Source organism: Isoptericola cucumis, assembly GCF_014635665.1.
GTDB classification, from domain to species: Bacteria; Actinomycetota; Actinomycetes; order Actinomycetales; family Cellulomonadaceae; genus Isoptericola; species Isoptericola cucumis.
In genome coordinates, this window is record NZ_BMDG01000006.1 from 269,938 (window position 1) to 289,430 (window position 19,493).

General features: G+C 74.5%; 19 protein-coding genes. 16 read left to right on the top strand and 3 right to left on the bottom strand.

The window, feature by feature from the left end; all coding sequences use genetic code 11:
* Nucleotides 1-135 precede the first annotated feature (135 nt).
* The 8 genes from IEW03_RS11025 to IEW03_RS11060 all read left to right on the top strand — a co-directional run bounded on the left by IEW03_RS11025 (nucleotide 136) and on the right by IEW03_RS11060 (nucleotide 9,017).
* The gene (locus tag IEW03_RS11025; RefSeq protein ID WP_188523726.1) at nucleotides 136-1,467 is read left to right on the top strand and encodes an extracellular solute-binding protein; all 1,332 of its coding nucleotides are present in this window, start codon (nucleotides 136-138) and stop codon (nucleotides 1,465-1,467) included.
* 7 nt (nucleotides 1,468-1,474) lie between these two features.
* Nucleotides 1,475-2,413, top strand: coding sequence for a carbohydrate ABC transporter permease (locus IEW03_RS11030; protein WP_188523727.1), 939 nt, complete (start codon nucleotides 1,475-1,477; stop codon nucleotides 2,411-2,413).
* Nucleotides 2,410-3,360 (top strand): carbohydrate ABC transporter permease, encoded by a 951-nt coding sequence (locus IEW03_RS11035; protein ID WP_188523728.1) that lies wholly within the window; start codon nucleotides 2,410-2,412, stop codon nucleotides 3,358-3,360. The genes IEW03_RS11030 and IEW03_RS11035 overlap by 4 nt, the downstream gene beginning before the upstream one ends.
* Nucleotide 3,361: 1 nt before the next feature.
* Nucleotides 3,362-4,426 (top strand): ROK family protein, encoded by a 1,065-nt coding sequence (locus IEW03_RS11040; protein WP_188523729.1) that lies wholly within the window; start codon nucleotides 3,362-3,364, stop codon nucleotides 4,424-4,426.
* 45 nt (nucleotides 4,427-4,471) lie between these two features.
* Nucleotides 4,472-5,812, top strand: coding sequence for an extracellular solute-binding protein (locus tag IEW03_RS11045; RefSeq protein ID WP_188523730.1), 1,341 nt, complete (start codon nucleotides 4,472-4,474; stop codon nucleotides 5,810-5,812).
* Nucleotides 5,813-5,986: 174 nt separating this feature from the next.
* Nucleotides 5,987-6,769: a glucosamine-6-phosphate deaminase gene (nagB, locus tag IEW03_RS11050; protein WP_188523731.1), complete on the top strand. Its 783-nt coding sequence runs from the start codon at nucleotides 5,987-5,989 to the stop codon at nucleotides 6,767-6,769.
* A gap of 86 nt (nucleotides 6,770-6,855) precedes the next feature.
* Complete coding sequence (locus IEW03_RS11055; RefSeq protein WP_188523732.1) at nucleotides 6,856-7,164, top strand: DUF3039 domain-containing protein; 309 nt, start codon at nucleotides 6,856-6,858, stop codon at nucleotides 7,162-7,164.
* A complete protein-coding gene (locus IEW03_RS11060; protein ID WP_229737921.1) occupies nucleotides 7,161-9,017 on the top strand; it encodes a DEAD/DEAH box helicase in 1,857 nt (618 codons plus the stop codon). The genes IEW03_RS11055 and IEW03_RS11060 overlap by 4 nt, the downstream gene beginning before the upstream one ends.
* Nucleotides 9,018-9,069: 52 nt before the next feature.
* Here IEW03_RS11060 and IEW03_RS11065 read toward each other — a convergent pair whose 3' ends face one another.
* Complete coding sequence (locus IEW03_RS11065) at nucleotides 9,070-10,542, bottom strand: nicotinate phosphoribosyltransferase (RefSeq protein ID WP_188523733.1); 1,473 nt, start codon at nucleotides 10,540-10,542, stop codon at nucleotides 9,070-9,072.
* Nucleotides 10,543-10,646: 104 nt separating this feature from the next.
* Here IEW03_RS11065 and clpS point away from each other — a divergent pair, with 104 nt between their 5' ends.
* The 6 genes from clpS to IEW03_RS11095 all read left to right on the top strand — a co-directional run bounded on the left by clpS (nucleotide 10,647) and on the right by IEW03_RS11095 (nucleotide 14,585).
* Nucleotides 10,647-10,988 (top strand): ATP-dependent Clp protease adapter ClpS, encoded by a 342-nt coding sequence (gene clpS, locus IEW03_RS11070; RefSeq protein ID WP_371870619.1) that lies wholly within the window; start codon nucleotides 10,647-10,649, stop codon nucleotides 10,986-10,988.
* Nucleotides 10,985-11,782 carry a DUF2017 family protein gene (locus IEW03_RS11075; protein ID WP_188523734.1) on the top strand — a complete coding sequence of 266 codons (798 nt, stop codon included), beginning with the start codon at nucleotides 10,985-10,987 and terminating at the stop codon, nucleotides 11,780-11,782. The genes clpS and IEW03_RS11075 overlap by 4 nt, the downstream gene beginning before the upstream one ends.
* Before the next feature lie 132 nt (nucleotides 11,783-11,914).
* Complete coding sequence (gene murI / locus IEW03_RS11080; protein ID WP_188523735.1) at nucleotides 11,915-12,718, top strand: glutamate racemase; 804 nt, start codon at nucleotides 11,915-11,917, stop codon at nucleotides 12,716-12,718.
* Entirely contained in the window at nucleotides 12,715-13,554 is an 840-nt protein-coding gene (locus tag IEW03_RS11085; RefSeq protein ID WP_188523736.1) for an MBL fold metallo-hydrolase, read from the top strand. The genes murI and IEW03_RS11085 overlap by 4 nt, the downstream gene beginning before the upstream one ends.
* A 17-nt stretch (nucleotides 13,555-13,571) precedes the next feature.
* Nucleotides 13,572-13,961: a DUF3054 domain-containing protein gene (locus IEW03_RS11090; protein ID WP_229737922.1), complete on the top strand. Its 390-nt coding sequence runs from the start codon at nucleotides 13,572-13,574 to the stop codon at nucleotides 13,959-13,961.
* An 81-nt stretch (nucleotides 13,962-14,042) separates the two neighbouring features.
* Nucleotides 14,043-14,585, top strand: coding sequence for a DUF1697 domain-containing protein (locus tag IEW03_RS11095; protein ID WP_188523737.1), 543 nt, complete (start codon nucleotides 14,043-14,045; stop codon nucleotides 14,583-14,585).
* Nucleotides 14,586-14,597: 12 nt separating this feature from the next.
* Here the strand turns inward: IEW03_RS11095 and rdgB are convergent, their stop codons facing one another.
* Together rdgB and rph are read right to left on the bottom strand one after the other, a co-directional pair.
* Nucleotides 14,598-15,275 (bottom strand): RdgB/HAM1 family non-canonical purine NTP pyrophosphatase, encoded by a 678-nt coding sequence (gene rdgB, locus IEW03_RS11100; RefSeq protein ID WP_188523738.1) that lies wholly within the window; start codon nucleotides 15,273-15,275, stop codon nucleotides 14,598-14,600.
* Nucleotides 15,272-16,036 (bottom strand): ribonuclease PH, encoded by a 765-nt coding sequence (gene rph, locus IEW03_RS11105; protein WP_308808207.1) that lies wholly within the window; start codon nucleotides 16,034-16,036, stop codon nucleotides 15,272-15,274. The genes rdgB and rph overlap by 4 nt, the downstream gene beginning before the upstream one ends.
* 39 nt (nucleotides 16,037-16,075) lie before the next feature.
* On the opposite strand from rph, the gene IEW03_RS11110 reads away from it, so the two are divergent.
* Both IEW03_RS11110 and IEW03_RS11115 read left to right on the top strand, forming a co-directional pair.
* Nucleotides 16,076-17,716 carry an ATP-binding cassette domain-containing protein gene (locus tag IEW03_RS11110; protein ID WP_371870616.1) on the top strand — a complete coding sequence of 547 codons (1,641 nt, stop codon included), beginning with the start codon at nucleotides 16,076-16,078 and terminating at the stop codon, nucleotides 17,714-17,716.
* A gap of 127 nt (nucleotides 17,717-17,843) precedes the next feature.
* On the top strand, nucleotides 17,844-19,487 hold the full coding sequence (locus tag IEW03_RS11115; RefSeq protein ID WP_188523739.1) for a beta-N-acetylhexosaminidase: 1,644 nt from the start codon (nucleotides 17,844-17,846) through the stop codon (nucleotides 19,485-19,487).
* Nucleotides 19,488-19,493 lie beyond the last annotated feature (6 nt).

Consider the following 19,493-nt stretch of genomic DNA (forward strand, 5'->3'; position numbering starts at 1 on the left):
CGACCCACCGAACGACCCACGGCACCGGGCCCCGGCCCCGGGTGCCGCCGTGCGCGCCTGCCCGGGCGCCCCCCCGACCCCATCCGACGACGTCGAGCCCCGGCGCCGTCGCGCTTCCCAGCGAGAGGAACACCGATGAAGAGGACCCGACTCACCGCCGGCGTGGCGACGAGCATGACCCTGGCGCTCGCCCTGACCGCCTGCGGCTCCGGCACGGACAGCGGCGACGGCGGCTCCGAGGGCGGGACGCCCGAGGCCGCGGACATCACGCTGTGGCTCAACGGCTCCGACACCCCGGACGAGCTGCGCGACTTCCTCGTCGCGGAGTTCGCCGAGGAGAACCCCGGCTCGACGCTGACGATCGAGGAGCAGGACTGGGAGGACGTCGTCACGAAGCTCACGACGGCCCTGCCGGACGCGCAGAACACCCCCGACGTCGTCGAGATCGGCAACACGCAGGCCGCGACCTTCACCTACGCGGGCGCGTTCCGCGAGATCTCGCCCGAGCTGTACGCCGAGCTCGGCGGCGAGAAGCTGCTGCCGTCCTTCGTGGAGGCGGGCTCGATCGACGACGCGAAGTACGCGCTGCCGTACTACTACGGCTCGCGCTACATGTTCTTCCGCAAGGACCTCTGGACGAAGGCCGGGCTCGAGGTCCCCACGACCCTCCAGGAGTTCGGCGACGCGGTGCAGGAGCTGCGCACCGGCGAGCGGTCCGGCTTCGCCCTGGGCGGCCAGGACTGGCGCAACGGCATCTCCTGGGTGTTCGCGAACGACGGCGAGCTGGCCGTCAAGGAGGGCGACGAGTGGACCTCGACGCTGTCCGACCCGAGCACCGTCAAGGGCCTGGAGCAGTGGCAGGACGTGTTCGCCCAGGCGTCGAACCTCCCGCCGACGCAGACCGACGAGGCCTACTGGGAGTTCCTCAACGACCCGGAGAAGGGCGGCGAGCCCGAGGGCGCGACCATCATGGCGCCGGGCTGGGCCCGCTGGTCCCTCGGCGACCTGACCAAGAACGACGAGGGTGACGAGGTCCGCGACGGGATGGCGGACACCAAGAAGTTCGACATCTTCGCCCTGCCGGGCGTCGACGGCGGCGTGGCCCCGGTCTTCGCCGGCGGCTCGAACCTCGCGGTCTCGGCGAAGTCGCAGCACCCCGAGCTCGCGGAGAGCCTGCTGCGCATCATCTACTCGGACGACTACCAGACGATGCTGGCCGAGAACGGACTCGGGCCCGCCAACACCGACTTCAACGAGGTGATGGCCGCGGACAAGTTCGGCGAGGTCGCCGTGGAGACGGCTGAGGCCTCCAAGCTCACCCCGGCCGCGCCGGGCTGGGCGGCCGTCGAGGGTGCCAAGGTCTACGAGGAGCTCTTCCAGAAGATCGCCGAGGGCGGCGACGTGACCGCGCTCGCCGCGCAGTACGACGAGAAGCTCACGCCGATGCTCAACGGCCAGGCGGGCTGAGGACCGCATGGCCAGCACGACCAGCACGACCAGCACGTCCGGCATCGCGATCCGCCGTCGGCGCCGGCCGGCCACCCCCTATCTCCTGCTGCTGCCCGCCGTGGCCGTGCTGCTCGTCGGGCTCGGCTACCCCGTGTACTGGCAGGTGGTCACCTCCCTGCAGGAGTACGGGATGCTGCAGCAGTTCGGCGCCCCGCCGACGTTCGCGGGGCTCGACAACTACGCGCGCATCCTCGCCGACGACCGGCTGGTGCCCGTCGTGGCGCGCTCCATCGCGTTCTGCCTCGTCAACGCGTTTCTCACGGTCGGTATCGGCCTGGGCCTGGCGACGCTGATGCGCGCGGTGCACGGGTGGGTGCGCATCGTCATGCAGGTGGTGCTGCTGCTCGCCTGGGCGACGCCGCTGGTGGCCGCCGTGACGGTCTTCCGGTGGCTCTTCGACTACCGCACCGGCGTGGTCAACTGGCTGCTCGTCCAGCTCGGGTTCTCCCAGGCCGACGGCTTCGCCTGGCTCGCGCAGCCGGCCACGTTCTTCCTCGTCGCGACGTTCGTCGTCGTGTGGATGTCCGTGCCCTTCGTCGCGATGTCCATCTACGCCGGGCTCACCCAGGTCTCGGACGAGGTGCTGGAGGCCGCGCGGCTCGACGGCGCGAACGGCACCCAGATCCTCGTGCGGATCCTGCTGCCGCTCGTGCGGCCGGTGCTCGCGATCGTGCTGCTGCTGCAGATCATCTGGGACCTGCGCGTCTTCGCGCAGATCCGGCTGCTGCAGGACGGCGGCGCCCCGGTCTCCGAGACCAACCTCCTGGGCAACTTCATCTACGAGCTCGGCGTCGGCAGCCAGGACTTCTCCGGCGCCGCGGCCGTGTCGATCTTCGTCCTGCTGCTCACGGTGGCGCTGTCCGCCCCCTACGTCCGCAGCCTCATGAAGGAGGACGCCGCATGAGCGCCACGACCGAGCCCGCCCCCACCGTCGCCCGGCCTCCCGCCGGGCCGGCGCCGGGCGCCGGGGCGCCGGGCCCGCGCCCGACGACGCGGCGCCGCCCGCGCGCCGGGAAGGTCGCGCTGAGCGTCCTGGGCCTGGCCCTGTCGCTCGTGTGGGTGTTCCCCGTCTACTGGATGGTGCTGTCGGCGGTCACGCCGAACGCCCGGCTGCGGGCGACGCCGCCGAGCTTCCTGCCCATGGACTTCACGCTGGCGAACTTCTCCGGGGTGATCGCGGACTCGGGCTTCCTGGGGGCGCTGCGGATGAGCCTCATGATCACCGGCATCACGATCGTCCTCGTCCTGGCCTTCGCCTTCCTGGCGGCCCTGGCCATCAGCCGCTGGCGCTTCCGCGGGCGGGCGAGCTTCGTGCTGGCTGTGCTGTTCATCCAGATGCTGCCCGCCGAGGGGCTGTTCATCGCCCAGTACAAGATGCTGTCGTCGTTCGGCGAGACCGCCCCGGTCCTGGGGCTGAACTCGGTGCTCGGCATCTCGATCCTGTACACCGCGATGCTCGTGCCGTTCACGATCTGGATGCTGCGCGGTTTCGTCGCGGGCGTCCCGGCGGAGCTCGAGGAGGCCGGGATGGTCGACGGGCTGTCCCGCACGAAGGCGTTCCTGCGGATCACGTTCCCGCTCCTGGCGCCCGGCCTGGTGGCCTCCGGCGTCTACGCCTTCCTCCAGGCGTGGAACGAGTTCACGACCGCCCTCGTCATCCTGCCGTCCGAGTCGAGCCAGTCGCTGCCGGTGTGGCTGCGCAGCTTCCTGTCGGCGTCGGCGAACCGCGGCATCGACTGGGCCGAGGTCATGGCCGCGTCGACCCTCATCGCGGTCCCCGTCATCGTGTTCTTCCTGTTCGTGCAGGGCCGGATGACGTCCGGGCTCGTGGCCGGGGCGGTGAAGGGCTGACGTGGACGACGCACGCAGGACCGCCGCGGCACCGCCGGCGGGGCCGGGGACCGGGCCGGGAACGGGGCCGTCCGTCGGCCTCGACATCGGCGGCACGAAGACGCTGGCCGTGCTGCTCGACGCCGCCGGCGAGGTCGTCGCGCAGGCGCGGCTCGCCACGGAGCGGGGGCCGCAGGGCGTCGTCGCGGGCGCGGCCCGGGCCGTGCGCGGGGTCACCCGCCAGGCCGGCCTGACGCCGGCCGACCTCGGGGGCGTCGGCGTCGGCGTGCCCGGCCTCGTGGACCCCGGGCCGGGCACGGTCCGGCACGCGGTCAACGTCGGCGTCGACGGTGCGCCCCTGCACCTGTCCAGGCTCCTGGGCGCGGAGCTGGGCGGCCTGCCCGTCGGGGTGGAGAACGACCTGAACGTCGCCGCGCTCGGCGCCGCGCACCTGGCACTCGCGGAGGACGGCCCGGGCGAGGGCGACGCGGCCGGTGTCGACCTCGCGTTCCTCGCGCTGGGCACGGGCCTGGCGGCCGGGTTGGTCCTGGACGGCCGGCTGCGCCGCGGCGTCGGGGGAGCCGCGGGGGAGATCGGGCACGTGCCCGTGGACCCCGCGGGCCCGCTGTGCCCTTGCGGCCAGCGCGGCTGCCTGGAGCTGTACGCGTCCGGCACGGCGGTCGCCGCGCTGTGGCCGGCACGCACCGGACGGCCCGCGCCGGTGGAGCTCTTCGAGGCCGCCGCGGCCGGAGCCCCCGGCGCGGCCGAGGCACGCGACCGGTACGCGTCGGCGGTCGCCGCGGCCGTGCGGATGCTCGTGCTGGCCGTCGACGTCCCGGCCGTGGTGCTCGGCGGCGGCGTCGCCCAGCTCGGCGAGCCGCTGCTCGTCGCCGTGCGGGACGCGCTCGCGCGCGAGTCCGCCGGGTCGGGCTTCCTGTCGTCCCTGCACCTGCCGGAGCGGGTCCGGCTCGCGCCCGGCCGGGTGCCGGTCGGCGCCGTGGGGGCCGCCGTCGTCGGACGACGTGCCGCGCGCCCTGCGCCGGCGGCCGGCGACCCGCGCCCGGCCGTCGACCACCAGCCCGCCTGACCTGCCGGGGCCGCCTCCACCGTCGTCCTGCCGAGAGGAACACCGATGCACCCGAGGCGCCGTACCGCCGCCGCCCTGTCGGTCGCGACCGCCGCCGCGCTGGTCCTGAGCGGCTGCGGCGCGCTCCAGGACGAGCCGGAGGAGACCGGCCCCGACACCGACCTGGTGATGTGGCTGGTCGGGACCGACACCGGCCCCGAGCTGCGCGAGCACCTCGTGCAGGCGTTCGAGCAGCAGCACCCGGGCGCCACCCTCACGATCGAGGAGCAGGACTGGGGCGACCTCGTGGAGCGCCTGTCCGAGACGCTCGGTGACCCGGAGCTCACCCCGGACGTGGTGGAGATCGGCAACACGCAGTCGCCGGCCTTCACCACGGCGGGCGCCTTCCGGGAGATCTCGCCCGCGCTCTACGAGGAGCTCGGCGGCGACGACCTGCTGCAGTCGTTCGTCGAGGCGGGCTCGGTCGACGGCCACCGCTACGCGCTGCCCTACTACTTCGGCTCCCGGTACGTCTTCTACCGCAAGGACGTGTGGGACGCCGCCGGGCTCGAGGTCCCCCGGACCCTGGCGGAGTTCGGCGAGTCGGTCGTGACGCTCACCGACGACCGGGCGGCGGGCTTCGCCATGGGCGGGCAGGACTGGCGCAACGGCATCTCCTGGGTCTTCGCGCACGGCGGCGAGCTCGCCGTGAAGGACGGCGGCTCCTGGCGGTCGACGCTCGCGGACCCGCGGACCGTCGAGGGCCTGCGGATGTGGCAGGAGGTCTACGACGACGCCTCCTACCTGCCGTCGACCGAGAAGGACGTCGAGTACTGGCACTTCCTCAACGACGGCGTCGAGGGCCGCCCGCCGGCCGCGGCGACGATCATGGCGCCCGCGTGGGCGCGATGGTCGATCGGCGACCTGGTGCGCGGCGACGACGGGGCCGAGGTCCGTGACGGGATGGCGGACCGCTCGACCTTCGGGGTCTTCGCCCTGCCGGGCGTGGACGGCGGCGTGGCGCCCGTTTTCGCCGGCGGCTCGAACGTCGCGATCTCCGCGACGACGCCCAGCCCGGAGCTGGCCGAGGACGTGCTGCGGGTGGTCTTCTCCGACGAGTACCAGACGATGCTCGCCGAGGCAGGCCTCGGGCCCGCTCGGGGTGAGTTCACCGACCTCATGATGGAGGATGTGTTCGGCCGGACGCTGGTGCGCACGGCCGCCGCGTCGAAGCTCACGCCCGCGGCGCCGGGATGGGCGGCCATCGAGGAGGCCGGGGTGTACGAGGATCTCTTCGCGCGGATCGCGGAGGGGGAGGACGTCGAGGCGCTGGCCGCCGAGTTCGACGCCCGCCTCACGCCGATGCTCAACCGCTCGGCGCTCGAGCTGGCCGGCGGGGAGGACTGACGACGGCCACCGGGTGGCGCCAGGACGCGCGCCCATGATGTGATCCCGGACCGGGCGTGACCTGCCCGGGCACCGCCCGGTGGACCCTTCCGGCGGGCACCGCACGACGAGAACTTCATGAGAACCGCACGACGACGCCCGCCGCGCGTCGTCCCTGAGACTGGAGCCCTGAGCATGGAAGTCGTCATCGCCCCCGCCGAGGAGCTGGCCGTGCTGGCCGCCGACGCGATCGAGACGTTGCTGCGCCGTGACCCGGCCACGGTGCTGGGGCTGGCGACGGGTTCGAGCCCGTTGAAGGTGTACGACGAGCTGGCCCGCCGCCACGAGCAGGACGGGCTGTCGTTCGACCGGGCCACCGGCTTCATGCTCGACGAGTACGTCGGGCTGACGGAGGACCACCCGCAGCGGTACCGCAACGTCATCGAGACGGAGATCGCGTCGCGCGTCGCGTGGCCCGCCGACCGTGTGCACGGGCCGGACGGCCTCGCGGACGACCTGCCGGCCGCGTGCGCCGCCTACGAGGCCGCGATCGCGCAGGCGGGCGGGGTCGACCTGCAGATCCTCGGGATCGGCACGGACGGGCACATCGCCTTCAACGAGCCGGGGTCGTCGCTCGCGTCGCGCACGCGGATCAAGACGCTCACGCGCCAGACCCGCCTGGACAACGCGCGGTTCTTCGACGACGACGTGGACCAGGTGCCCTCGCACTGCCTCACGCAGGGGCTCGGCACCATCATGGACGCCCGCCACCTGGTGCTGCTGGCGACCGGCCGGCACAAGGCCGAGGCGGTGCACCAGCTGGTCGAGGGACCGATCTCGGCGATGTGGCCGGCCACGGTCATGCAGATGCACCCGCACGCGACGGTGCTGGTCGACGACGCCGCCGCGTCGCGTCTGCAGCTCGGCGACTACTACCGCCAGACGTTCGAGAGCAAGCCGGGCTGGCAGGGCCTGTGACGCACGCCGTCCGACCGGGTGCCCGTCGGGAACGTCACGGCGGGCACCCGGCGGCACCGTCGGGGGTGCGTCGTAGACTGCCCGTCATGAGCGACCCCCTCTCCGCACCTCCCGCCGACCCCTCGCAGGACACCGGGTCGTCGACGAGCGTCCTGGAGCGCCCGGCGACGAGCGAGCAGGCGGCCGAGCCGGGCGACCACGAGCGCTTCGCGCACTACGTGCGCAAGGAGAAGATCATGGAGTCGGCCCTGTCGGGCAAGCCCGTGATCGCCCTGTGCGGCAAGGTGTGGGTGCCGGGTCGTGACCCGGCGAAGTTCCCGGTCTGCCCCATCTGCAAGGAGATCTACGACGGTCTCCGGGAGCCGCAGGACGGCGAGGGCGACTCCGGCAAGTGAGCGCGCAGCCACTTCCCGACCCCGAGTCCACCCCAGACCTCTTCGCCGCGGCGGAAGAGCCTGCGCACAAGCCGCTCCCGCAGTCCCCGTCGGTGTCGGCCGCGTCCCAGCTGAGCCCGGCGTTCCCGCGTCGCGCCCCGTGGGGCACCGCGTCGAACCTGCGCGCCTGGCAGGCGGAGGCGCTCGCGCTGTACCACGAGCGGTCGCCGCGCGACTTCCTCGCGGTCGCGACGCCCGGTGCCGGCAAGACGACGTTCGCGCTGCGCGTGGCGACCGAGCTGCTGGAGGCCGGGGTCGTGCGACGCGTGGCCGTCGTCGCGCCGACCGAGCACCTCAAGCACCAGTGGGCCGACGCCGCCGCGCGCGTCGGGATCCGGATCGACCCGTCGTTCAAGAACAGCCAGGGCCGGCACGGGTCCCACTACGACGGCGTCGCGCTGACGTACGCCCAGGTGGCGGCCAAGCCGGCGCTGCACCGGGCGCGGACCGAGGCGGCGCGCACGCTCGTCATCCTCGACGAGGTGCATCACGGCGGCGACGCGCTGAGCTGGGGCGACGCGGTGCGGGAGGCCTTCGAGGACGCGACCCGGCGGCTGGCGCTCACCGGCACCCCGTTCCGCTCCGACACGGCCCCCATCCCGTTCGTCACCTACGAGCAGGACCGCGACGGGATCCGCCGCTCCAAGGCCGACTACACCTACGGGTACGGCGACGCGCTGCGGGACAACGTCGTGCGGCCGGTGCTGTTCATGACGTACTCGGGGGAGATGCGCTGGCGCACCCGCGCGGGCGACGAGGTGAGCGCCCGTCTCGGCGAGGCGATGACCAAGGACATGCACGGCCAGGCCTGGCGCACCGCGCTGGACCCGAACGGCGAGTGGATCCCGTCGGTGCTCGCCGGGGCGGACAAGCGCCTCACGGAGGTGCGCCGCACGGTGCCGGACGCCGGCGGGCTGGTCATCGCGTCGGACCAGACCGACGCGCGCGCCTACGCGGGGCACCTGGCCCGGCTCACGGGAACGAGCCCTACCGTGGTCCTCTCGGACGACGACGGCGCGAGCGCCCGCATCGACGAGTTCTCCTCCGGCACGTCGCGGTGGATGGTCGCGGTGCGCATGGTCTCCGAGGGCGTCGACGTGCCGCGCCTGGCCGTGGGCGTCTATGCCACGAGCACGTCCACGCCGCTGTACTTCGCGCAGGCGATCGGCCGGTTCGTCCGTGCCCGCAAGCGCGGCGAGACGGCGTCGGTGTTCCTGCCCAGCGTGCCGCTGCTGCTCGAGCTCGCGAACGGGATGGAGATCGAGCGGGACCACGCGCTCGACCGCCCGGCGACGGCCGAGGAGCAGGGCATCGAGTACGACCCGGAGGCCGCGCTCCTCGCTGCCGCGAACCGCGAGGAGAAGGCGTCCGGCGAGCTCCTGGGGTCCTTCGAGGCGCTCGAGGCGCAGGCGTCGTTCGACCGCGTGCTGTTCGACGGCGGCGAGTTCGGCACCGGAGGCGAGCTCGGCTCGGCGGAGGAGCTGGACTTCCTCGGCCTGCCCGGGCTGCTCGACGCCGACCAGGTGACGACGCTGCTGCGTCAGCGCCAGGCCGACCACCAGCGCGGGCGCGGCGCGACGCCGAGCGAGGCCGCCCTCGAGCGGTCGGAGGCCGAGCACCGGCGCGCGGCCGAGCTGCGCAAGGAGCTGGCCAAGCTCGTGTCCGCCTGGGCGCGCAAGGCGGGCCGGCCGCACGGCACCGTGCACACGGAGCTGCGGCGCCGGTGCGGCGGGCCCGAGGTGCCCCTGGCCACGGCCGAGCAGCTCCAGGAGCGCGTCGAGATGGTGCGCGGCTGGTTCGTGGGCAAGAAGTAGCCGTCGCGGGTCGGGCCCGTCGAGACCGGGCCTCGACGGGCCCGACCGACGATCAGTCGAGCGTGAGCTCCACGGTGGGGATCGCGGGGTCGCCGCTCGACAGCCGCCGGGCGCCGCGCGGCAGCTCCGCGCGAGCCTGCCGGTGGTGCCGTGCCGCGTTCTGCACCCCGTAGCCGCCGACCCAGCGCGAGTCCACGGCGCCGTCGACGACGAGCGGCACGAGCAGCGGGCGCAGGTCGCCGCGCTCGTCGGCGGGGGCGTCCGGCGCCCGGTCCGCGCTCGCGTGGTCCTCCGGCGACCACGCCACGACGCGGTCGTCCGGCCCGCTCACGACGACCTCCTCGACGGCGCGGCCGTCGGGGCCGTACCGCCGGGCGGCGACCTTGCGCCCGCCCTGGCTGCGCTTGTGGGCCGAGGCCTTGGCCACGGGCTGCAGCACGCCGGTGGCGTCCGCCCGCGCGACGAGCTTGTAGACCATGCCGCAGGTGGGCGCCCCCGAACCGGTGACGAGCGCCGTGCCGACGCCGTACACGTCGACCGGGGCGGCCGCCAGCGACGCGATCGCGTGCTCGTCGAGGTCGGAGGTGACGACGATCTTGGTGTCGCGGGCGCCGAGCTCGTCGAGCTGGCGGCGCACCTCGACCGCCAGCACGCCGAGGTCGCCGGAGTCGAGCCGCACGCCCCCGAGCCCGGTGCCGGCCGCGGCGACGGCGTTCTCGACCCCGCGGCGCACGTCGTACGTGTCGACCAGCAGCGAGGTGCCGGGGCCCAGCGACGCGACCTGCGACGCGAAGGCGGCGGGCTCGTCGTCGTGCAGGAGGGTGAACGAGTGGGCGGCGGTGCCGATCGTCTCCAGGTCGTAGCGGAACCCGGCCTCGAGGTTGGACGTGCCGGTGAACCCGGCGATGACGGCGGCCCGGGCGGCCGCGACCCCGGCCTGCTCGTGGGCGCGCCGCGACCCCATCTCCAGGACCGGCCGGTTCACGGCGGCGCTGGTCATCCGGGACGCGGCGGACGCCACCGCCGAGTCGTAGTTGAGGATCGACAGCACGAGGGTCTCCAGCAGCACGGCCTCGGCGAACGTGCCCTCGACCTGCAGCAGGGGGGAGCCGGGGAAGAAGATCTCGCCCTCGGCGTACCCGAGGATCGTGCCGGTGAACCGGTAGCCCCGCAGGAAGTCGAGGGTGCGGTCGTCCACGACCCCGGACCGCTCCAGGTACGCCAGCTCGGCGTCGCCGAACCGGAAGTGGGGGAGGGCCTCGAGGACCCGGCCGGTCCCGGCGAGGACGCCGTACCGCCGGCCGGCGGGAAGGCGCCGGGTGAAGACCTCGAAGACGCAGTGCCGGTGCGCGGTGCCGTCCGCGAGCGCGGCCTGGAGCATCGTGAGCTCGTAGCGGTCGGTCAGGAGTGCCACGGACGGCCGGACGGCCGGGAGCGGCGCGGCCGGGAGGGAGTCGGGGAGGGACGCCGACGAGCCGCCGCTCGTGGGCGTCGGAGCCACGCTGCTCCGGTGCGCGTCGATCATGGGGACACGGTAGGTCGCCGGGGGCGATCCGGCCCGTCGTGGCTCACGGTGCGGACGGGCGACGACCAGGGGCGGGCTGCACCTAGGCTGGGACGGTGGACGACGTGCGGACGGCGACGGTGGTGCGGGCCGCGGCCACCGACGTCCAGGAGGAGACCGGGACCGAGGCGGCGGCCGGCCTCGCCGACCCCTGGGTCACCATCGTGTGGAACGACCCCGTGAACCTCATGTCGTACGTGAGCTACGTCTTCGAGAGCTACTTCGGCTATCCGCAGGCCAAGGCCGAGAAGCTGATGCTGCAGGTGCACCACGACGGGCGGGCCGTGGTCTCCTCCGGGCCGCGCGAGCGCATGGAGGTGGACGTGCAGGCGATGCACTCCTACGGGCTGTGGGCCACGATGCGCTCGTCGGGGGACGGCGGCGGCACCGACGGCGGTGCCGCGTGACGCCGTTCCGCTCCGCGCCCGTGGGGTACGTCGCGCGCTGGGCGCCGCTCGAGCGCGAGGTGCTGGCGCGCGTCGCCCGGGACGTCGCGGAGCTGCTGCGCGCCGACTCGGGCGTCGGGGCGGACGTCGAGGTCGGCGACGGCGTGGCGTTCACCGGCGTCGCCCGGCTGCCGCAGGACCCGGCCGTCCAGCGGCTGCTGCCGGACGCGCACCGCGACGACGAGGAGGTCGCCGCGGAGTTCCGGCACCTCACCCAGACCGACCTGGCCGCGGGGAAGGCGGCGCGGCTCGAGGCGTTCGCCGAGACCCTGTCGCCCGCCGGCCCGCGCGACGCGGGCTCCGACGCGGGTTCTGACGCGGGTTCTGACGCGGGACCGGGCGCGGAGGCGTCCGACGAGCCGGACGAGGTGGTGGTTCCCCGCGAGGACGCGGAGGGGTTCGCGGGCGCGCTCACCGACGTGCGGCTCGTGCTCGCCGAGCGCCTCGCGCTGGAGGAGGACGCCGACGTGGAGGCGCTGCACGACCAGGTGCTCGGTGACGCGCTCGCCGAGGCGGACGGCGACCCGGACGACGACCCGGACGACGACCCGGACGACGACCCGGACGACGACCCGGACGACGACCCGGACGACGACGACCTCGACGACGCAGGGCTGAGCGGCGCGGCGCGGCGCTACTGGGGCGGCGTGTTCGTGGCCGCGGGCTTCGCGCAGGAGACCCTCATGGACGAGATGCTCCACGACCTGCGCGCGGGGCGGGGCGGCCCGGGCCCGTCGGGCGCGGACGGCCGGTGAACATGGCCGTGAGAACGGCCGTGAGAATGGCCACGAATATCGCCGTGAACAGCAGCGGTGTGGTGGGCGCCACGCCGTGTTCCCCCTCACTCCCCGGGCTCGGCAGCCGTCGACGCGGCTAGGCTGCCAGCCGTGAACGACGCCCCCATCGGGATCTTCGACAGCGGTGTCGGCGGGCTGACCGTCGCGCGATCGATCCTCGACCAGCTCCCGCACGAGCAGCTGCTGTACATCGGCGACACGGCGAACAGCCCCTACGGGCCGAAGCCGCTCGCCGCCGTGCGCGCGATGGCGCTGGCCGTCATGGACCGGCTCGTCGACGACGGTGTGAAGATGCTGGTCATCGCCTGCAACTCCGCGACGGCGGTCGCGCTGCCGGACGCCCGCGAGCGGTACACGGTGCGCCGGGGCATCCCGGTGATCGAGGTGATCCGACCCGCGGCCCGGCGAGCGGTCGTCACGTCCAAGACGGGCCGGATCGGCGTCATCGGCACCAAGGCGACGATCGACTCCCGGGCGTACGACGACGCCTTCCACGTCACGCCGGGGCTGGAGATCACCACCCAGGCCTGCCCCGAGTTCGTGCCGCTGGTGGAGAAGGGGCTCACCTCGGGGCCCGAGGTGCTCGAGGTCGCGCACCGCTACCTCGATCCCGTGAAGTCTGCGGGGGTCGACGCGCTCGTGCTGGGCTGCACGCACTACCCGCTGCTGTCGGGCGTCGTCTCGTACGTCATGGGGGAGGACGTCACGCTGGTCTCCAGCGCCGAGGAGACCGCCAAGGACGTGTTCCGCAACCTCGTCTCGCACGGCCTGGAGCGCTCCGTCGACGCGCCGCCGCCCACCCACCGGTTCCTCGCCACGGGGGAGCCCGCGCCCTTCCAGCAGCTCGCGCGGCGCTTCCTGGGGCCGGAGGTGTCGCTGGTGGAGGCCGCATGAGGCTCGTGACGGTCGGCGTGTCCGGCTCCTTCCCCGGCCCGGCCTCGCCCGCGTCCACGTACCTGGTGCACGTCCCGGCGTCCGAGGCCGAGGCGGCCGGGGCCACCGGCGACGACGTGCGCGACTGGAACGTCGTCCTCGACCTCGGCAACGGCGGGCTGGGCGCGCTGCAGCGGCACGTGGACCCGCTCGACCTGGACGCCGTGGCGCTGTCCCACCTGCACCCCGACCACTGCGCCGACCTGTCGGGGCTCTACGTCTACCTGCGCTACCACCCGCAGCGGGGCGCCGTGAGCACCGGGCGGGACACCCACCTGCCGGTGTACGGGCCCCACGCGACCGCCGAGCGCGCCGGCGCGATGTACGGGCTGGAACCGGGCGAGTCGATGGCGGGCGAGCTCGACGTCCGCGTCTGGCGACCGGGCGTCCCCGTGCGCGTCGGCCCGCTCGAGCTCGAGCCGTTCGAGGTGTTCCACCCGGTGGAGGCGTACGGCATCCGCGTGACGGGCCCGTCGTCCGTGCGACCGGGGGAGCGGGCGACGCTCGTGTACTCCGGCGACACCGACCTGTGCGACGGCCTCGTCGCCGGGGCGGCCGGCGCCGACCTGTTCCTGTGCGAGGCGGGGTTCCAGGAGGGTCGCGACGACCGCGTGGAGCCCGGGATCCACCTCACCGGGCGCCGTGCCGGCAAGGCGGCGGCCGAGGCCGGCGTCCGGCGGCTGCTGCTGACGCACGTCGCCGCGTGGAGCGACCCGCTGGTCTCGCTCGCCGAGGCCCGCGAGGTCTACGACGGCCCCGTGGCGGTCGCCGCGCCCGGCGAGGTGCACGAGCTGTGACCGGTAGCCTCGACGCCGTGCACCAGCCCGCCACCGCCCCCGCCCGGACCCGCCGCGTGTGGCCCGCCGTCGTCGCCGACGTCCTGAGCGTGCTCGTGTTCACCGTGGTCGGCACGATCAACCACGCCACGTCGGGCGACCTGGCGCACGTGGCCCTGGTCGGGCTCCCGTTCCTGGTCGCGCTCGCCCTGGGCTGGCTCGTGGTCCGTGCCTGGCGGGCGCCCGCGCGGCCGTGGCCCACCGGCGTGGCCGTCTGGGGCACCACGGTGGTGGTGGGGCTGGCCCTGCGGCCGCTGTTCGTCGGCGGCCTCGCGCCCAGCTTCGCGGTCGTGACGGCGGCCTTCCTCGCCGCGACGCTGCTCGGCTGGCGCGCCGTGGCCAGCCTCGTCGCCCGCCGCGCCGCGTAGCCGGGCGGGCGCCCTGTCGGTGGCCGGTGCCACGCTGGAGCCCGCGGTGGACCGCCGCCCTGACCGACCTCGGAGACGCCGATGCCCTCGACCGTGGCGCTGCTGCGCGGGATCAACGTGGGCGGCAGGAACCCGGTCGCGATGACCGCCCTCGCCGCCTGCTTCCGCGACGCCGGTCATGAGGACGTGCGGACGTACCTGGCCAGCGGCAACGTCCTGTTCACGCCCCGTCCGGACGCGGGCCCGGCGCTGGAGGGCGCCCTCGAGGCGATGCTGGCGAGGCGGTTCGGGATCGAGATCCCCGTCGTCGTCCGGACCCGCGACGAGCTCGCTGCGACGGTGGCGGCGGCACCGGCGGACCACGGCGCCCCGACGCTGCGCAGCGACGTCTTCTTCCTCAAGCACCCGCTCACGGTCGACGAGGTGTGGGCGCAGCTGCCGGAGCTGTGCGAGGGCGTCGACACGGTGTCGCCGGGCGTCGGGGCGATCTACTTCTCCCGTGTCGCGGCGCGGGCGTCACGGACGCGCATCACGGTGCTCATGGGCATGCCGGTCTTCCGGCGGATGACGGTGCGCAGCTGGCGCACCACCACCCGCCTCCTGGAGCTGCTCGACGAGGCGTGAGGCCTCCGCCGGTCAGCCCGCCAGCGCGTGGGCGACGGCGGGTGCCAGCGCCCGGAACGCCTTGCCGCGGTGGCTGATCGCGTTCTTCTCCGCCGGGTCGAGCTCGGCGGACGTGCGCGTGCCCGGGGTGCCGTCGGGCGCCGGCACCTGCTCGGCCGGCACGTGGATCGGGTCGTAGCCGAAGCCGTTCGTCCCCCGCGGCGCGCGGACCAGGGTGCCGGGCATCTCGCCGAGGCACACCTCCTCCCGGCCGTCCGGCGTCACCAGCGCGGCCGCGCAGACGAACGCCGCGCCGCGGTGCTCGTCACGCACGTCGCCGAGCTGGGCGAGCAGCAGCTCGAGGTTCGCGACGTCGTCGCCGTGGCGTCCCGACCAGCGCGCCGAGAAGATGCCGGGCGCGCCACCCAGGACGTCGACGCTCAAGCCGGAGTCGTCCGCGACGGCCGGCAGGCCGGTGGCCGAAGCCAGCGCCCGCGCCTTGAGCAGCGCGTTCTCGACGAACGAGACCCCGTCCTCGACGGGCTCGGGGGCGCCCAGCCCGCCGGCCGTGACGACGGCGTCGTCCGGGAGCCCGTCGAGGCCGGGCTGCTCGCGCAGGATGGCGCGCAGCTCGACGAGCTTCTTGGCGTTGTGGGTGGCGAGCACGAGCCGCGCGCCGGCCGGCACGGTGACGGCGCCGGCCCCGCTCACCGGCCGAGCTCCTGCGCGAGCGCCTCGGTCTGGAGGCGGGTGAGCTCCGCGGTGCCGGCGACGGCCAGGTCGAGCAGCGCGTCGAGCTCCGCACGGTCGAACGGCGCCTGCTCCGCGGTGCCCTGCACCTCGACGAACGCCCCCGACCCCGTGGTGACGACGTTCATGTCGGTCTCGGCGCGTACGTCCTCGACGTAGGGCAGGTCGAGCATCGGGGTGCCGTCGATGATGCCCACGCTCACGGCGGCGACCGAGCCGGTGAGCACCTGCTTGCCGCCCGTGACGTGCCCGTGCCGCGTGCCCCACGCGACGGCGTCGGCCAGCGCCACGTAGGCGCCGGTGATCGCGGCGGTGCGGGTGCCGCCGTCGGCCTGCAGGACGTCGCAGTCGAGCACGACCGTGTTCTCGCCCAGGGCGGAGACGTCGACGACGGCGCGCAGGGCGCGGCCGATGAGGCGGGAGATCTCGTGGGTGCGGCCGCCGATCTTGCCCTTGACCGACTCGCGCTGGCTGCGCTCGTTGGTGGCGCGCGGCAGCATCGCGTACTCCGCGGTGACCCACCCCTCGCCGGAGCCCTTCTTCCAGCGGGGGACGCCGGCGGTGAAGGACGCCGTGCACAGCACCCGGGTCTTGCCGAACTCCACGAGCACGGAGCCCTCGGCGTTCTCGGTCCAGCCGCGGGTGATCGTCACGGGCCGGAGCTGGTCGGGCGTACGGCCGTCGGCGCGCACGACGACCTCGGGGGAAGCGGGGGAAGTCATGGCACCCACCCTAGTGCGGGGCCCGCCTAGGATCGGCGGGTGCACCTCACCACCACCGACCTCGCCTTCGGCTATCCGGGCCGGCCCGTGCTGTCGGGCATGGACCTGCGCGTGTCCGACGGCGTGCGCCTCGGCGTCGTGGGGGAGAACGGCTCCGGCAAGTCGACGCTGCTGGGCCTGCTCGCCGGACGGCTGGTGCCGTCGTCGGGCGAGGTGCGTCGTACGGGCACGGTCGCGCTGGTCGAGCAGGAGCTCGACGCGGCGGCGGGCACGACGGTCGGGGACCTGGTGCACGGCACCCTCGCCGGCTTGCGCGAGACCGCGGCCCGGCTCGACGCCGCCGCGGCGGACTTCGACCACGAGGGCGGTGACCTGGGTGAGCTGGCCGACCTGCTCACGCGGTCCGAGCACCTGGCCGTCTGGGACGCCGACCGGCGGGTCGACGTCGCCCTGACCCGGCTGGGCGCCGTGCGCGACCTCACCAGGCGCCTCGACACCCTGTCGGTCGGCCAGCGGTACAGGGTGCGGCTCGCGTGCCGCCTCGCCGAGCGGGCCGACCTGCTGCTGCTCGACGAGCCGACCAACCACCTGGACGACGGCGCCATCGAGTTCCTCACCGGCGAGCTGGTCGCCTGGCGCGGCGGCGTCGTGCTGGTGACGCACGACCGCGAGCTGCTCGACGACGTCGCCACCGCCATCGTCGACCTCGACCCGTCGATGGACGGCAAGCCCGTGCTGTACGGGCAGCCGGGGTACCTCGCCTACCGCTTCGCCAAGAACCAGGCGCTGCACCGGTGGCGCCAGCGCTACCGGGCCGAGCAGCAGCGGGCCCGTGTGCTGGCGCAGCGTCTCGACGCCTCCTACGAAGGGCTGTCGGACGAGTGGCGGCCGCCCAAGGGGTCCGAGAAGCACCGGCGCGCCACCCGTGCGCGCATCCACGTCAAGGCGGCCGACCGGCTGGTGCAGAAGCTGGAGGCCGAGGCGGTCGAGGTGCCCGTCCCGCCGCTCGAGCTCGCGTTCCCCGACCTGCCGGCGATGTCGCCCGGGTGGTCGCCGGGGGACCCGCTCGTGGAGCTGCGCTCGCCCCGGGTGGTCGCCGCCGACGGCGGGGTGCGGCTCGACCTGCCGGGCACCCGCGTGGCGGTCCCGCCGTCGGGGCGGCTGCTCGTCGTCGGCCCCAACGGGACGGGGAAGTCGACGTTCCTCGCGGCGCTCGCGGGGCGGGCCGCGCTCGACCGCGGGGCGCGCACGCTCACCGAGGGCGCGCGGCTCGGGGTGGTCACGCAGGAGTCGCGCGCGCCCGCCTCCGGCGGCCCGGACGACGCGCGCACGGGGTTCGAGGCCTACGCCGCGGAGGCGCTGGAGCTGCTGGAGCGCGGCGAGCTCGACCCGGACCACGTGGTGCCCGTCGCGGCGCTCGGGCTGCTGAGCGAGGACGACCTCGACCGGCCGCTCACGGAGCTCTCGGCCGGGCAGCGCCGCCGGTTCGAGCTGGCCCGTGCCCTGCTGCACGCCCCGCACCTGCTCCTGCTCGACGAGCCGACCAACCACCTGTCGGTCGACCTGGTCGACGAGCTCACGCGCGCGCTGCTGGTCACGCCCGCGGCCGTCGTCGTCGCCACGCACGACCGCCGGATGCGCGCCGACCTCGCGGACTGGCCGGTGCTCGAGCTCGGCTGAGCCGACAGAAGGCTCGACTGGCCCTGTGCCGGTGACCTGCGGCGACACGCCGCCGACAGGTCTAGACCACCGGTGGGTTCTCTGGCATCGTGCGTCGTGCATCAACGACGATCCCGAGAGGACCCCCATGTCCGCGCTGCCCTCCCGCCGCTCGGTGCTCGCTGCCGGGCTCACCGCCGGCGTCACCGCGCCCCTGCTCGCCGGCCTGGGCGTGCCCGCCGCCGCCCTGGCCCCCGCGGGCCCGTCGAACCCCGTGAACCCCGTGAACCCTGCGAACCCCGCGCCGCCGCTGCTGCCCGCCGCGCGGGCGTTCCGGCCCAGCGGCCCGGGTCGCCCGCTCACCCCGGCCGCCCGGGTCGCCCTCGTCGGCGCGGCCGGCCCCGCGCTGCGCTCCGAGGGCGAGCTGCTGGCGCGAGACCTGCAGCTCGCGGGCCACGTGCGCCGCCGCCCGGAGGTCGTCGTCACGACGCGGCCGCGCCCGACCGACATCGTCCTCGAGGTCGCCGACCTGCCGGAGGTCCCGCACCCCGAGGGGTACGTGCTGAGCGCCGACGACGGCCTGCGGATCTCCGCCCCGACGAGCGCGGGAGTGTTCTGGGGGACGCGGAGCCTGGTCCAGCTGCTCCGCTCGGGGCGTCCCCGGGGCACCGTCGTCGACTGGCCCGAGCTCGACGAGCGCGCAGTGATGCTCGACATCGGGCGCAAGTACTGGACGCCGGAGTGGATCAAGGCGCTCATCCGCGAGATGTCCTACCTGAAGCTGAACACGCTGCAGCTGCACATCTCCGAGGGGCTGGGCTTCGGCATCGAGTCGACACGCCACCCGGAGATCGTGTCGGAGCAGCACCTCACGAAGGCCGAGGTCCGCGAGATCCTCGACGTCGCGCGCGACCATCACGTCCGGGTCCATCCGGACGTCGACACGCCGGCGCACCTCGAGCACATCCTGGCGTTCCACCCCGAGCACCAGCTCGTGCTCGCGGACGGCACCCGGCACCCCAGCCACCTCGACTTCAGCCGGCCCGCGGCCCGGACCCTCGTCCACGAGATCGTCGAGGAGATGTGCGACCTGTTCGACGGCGGGGTGTTCCACCTCGGCGGCGACGAGTTCTTCCCCGCCCCCTGGCAGGGCACGGGGGACGACGTCGTCTCCGACCGCACGGCGCCCCAGCTCGTGGCCTACGCCCGCGAGGCGACGGGCGACCCCGCGGCCACGGTGTTCGACGGCTACGAGGTCTACCTCAACGAGCTCGCCGACCTGGTGCGCGCCCGGGGGTACACGCCGCGCGCCTGGAACGACGACATCTACCCCGGCGAGGGCGTCACGCGCCTCGACCCGGGGATCCAGGCCGACGTCTGGATCCGGTGGAACGACACCAAGCCGACGGCCGCCGACTACGCCGCGGCCGGCCACGAGCTCGTCAACGCGAACGGCGACTACCTGTACTTCATCCTCACCGCGGACGGGCTCGGCCAGGGTCCCCACAAGAACCCCCGCGGGATCTACGAGCGCTGGACCCCGCGCACGTTCATGGGGGCGGCCGGCAGCGCTGGGGACTTCGTGCTCCCCGCCGGGACGCCGATGCGCGGCGCGCACCTGTCGGTGTGGTGCGACACGCCCGACGCGATGACGCAGGAGCAGGTCGCGGCCGAGCTGCAGGAGTGGCTGCAGGTCTTCGCGCAGCAGACCTGGGGCTCGCCCCGGACGGCAGCGACGCTGGACGAGCTGCGCACGCAGGTCGTCGCGGTGGTCGGCACCGCGCCGGCCTGAGCGCCC